The 1370-nt window shown below is 64.2% G+C and carries 1 protein-coding gene and 1 pseudogene; both read right to left on the bottom strand.

Features of this window, described 5'->3' with window-relative positions; translation table 11 throughout:
• Positions 1-218 (bottom strand): annotated as a pseudogene (locus EOA29_RS15310) (ABC transporter substrate-binding protein); the annotation flags it as partial.
• A gap of 361 nt (positions 219-579) precedes the next feature.
• Positions 580-1370: ABC transporter substrate-binding protein (locus EOA29_RS43005; protein ID WP_245468476.1), on the bottom strand; the 791-nt coding region annotated here is incomplete at its 5' end.

The raw sequence follows: 1370 nt of genomic DNA, 5'->3' as shown, positions 1-1370 counted from the left end.
CCCTTCTCCTTGGCGATCATCAGCGGTGCAGCGTCGGTCAGCGCGATGAAGCCGAGCTTGGCGCCGGTCACCTCGGGAGCGGCCGCGGCGGCATAAGCGCCCGAGGGCAAGAGCTTGCGCGCCGCCACGAACAGCCCAGCAGTGAGCGCGCTTCTGGCAAGGAAGTCGCGCCGGGTCAGGTCCTTCGGCGTCGTTCCAGTTCCGATCCGTTTCGTCATCGTCATCTCCGGTTGGGCGCCGCTTGAGACCGGCGCCGTCGATTGCGTGTTCGGTCAAAAACAAAAAAGCCGCCGGCCAGGTCGCGCGCGTCCTTACATCCGGGATCGCGTGTTGACCTGAGCGGCAGCTTTGCCTGTGGCGCCCGCCATTGGACGCCTGTTCCGTGACCCTGCGAAGAGTCTGTCTATTACAAAGCAGGAACCATGCCAGTTTCCAGACTGTGCCAAAAATACAAATGAAATCAATTATATGCTATAGTTGGCAGCGCGCCGGACCACTAAGCGAGCAGGCCAAAGATTGCCCATTAGCGCAAGCGCGCGCACAATTATTGTGCAGTGCACAAGAGTGGCGCGAAAATAATCAGGCGCGTTTCTGGCCGGCAATGTAGGCATCGATCCGGTCGGGATCGAAGATCTGGCCGTCGAAAAATCCGTCCGGGCCAAGGACAAGGCTCGCCCCCGCCGAACCGACTGGCGTCGCGACCTTCAGCGCGCCCTCGACCTTGGCATTGGCGCCGGGCAGGGCCACGCCGAGCGGTTTCAGCGCCGAGCGGTAGAGGTCGGGCCGGTAGCAGTCGCGGGCGATCGCAAGGTTTTGCGGCGTGTGCGCCAGTTGGCCCCAGCGCACCATCTGCGTGTAGAACCAGAGCGCGTGGCTCTTCCAGGGAAAGTTCGCCGCCTTGTCGAAGGGCAGGAAGAAATCCTCGACGTTCCGAGCCTCGCCTGCGCCCAGTTGAAGCTGTCCGGTGAGGATCGGCATCTGGATTGCCTCGGGCTGCCCGAGGAAGTCGGGCCTGGCCATCAGCGCCGCCAGCTCGCTTCGGTTTGCCGGGGCCTGGCACCAGCGAGCGGAATGATGCAGCGCCCTCAGCAGCGCCGCCAGCGTTTCCGGGTTTTCCTCGGCCCATGACCTGCGCGCGCCGACCACCTTTTCCGGGCTGTTGCGCCACAGCAGCGCCTTGACGGTGACGATGCGGCCGATGCCGGCTGCGACGGCGGCGCTGTTCCACGGCTCGCCGACGCAATAGCCATCGATGCGGCCGGCGGCCAAGGCGTCGGTCATGAAGGGCGGCGGCACGATGACGATCTCGATATCGCGGTCGGGATCGATGCCGCAGGCGGCGAGCCAATAACGCAGCTCGTAATTGCTGT

The organism is Mesorhizobium sp. M1E.F.Ca.ET.063.01.1.1, assembly GCF_003998155.1.
Classification (GTDB): Bacteria; Pseudomonadota; Alphaproteobacteria; order Rhizobiales; family Rhizobiaceae; genus Mesorhizobium.
This window is presented reverse-complemented; position numbering and strand designations above follow the sequence as displayed.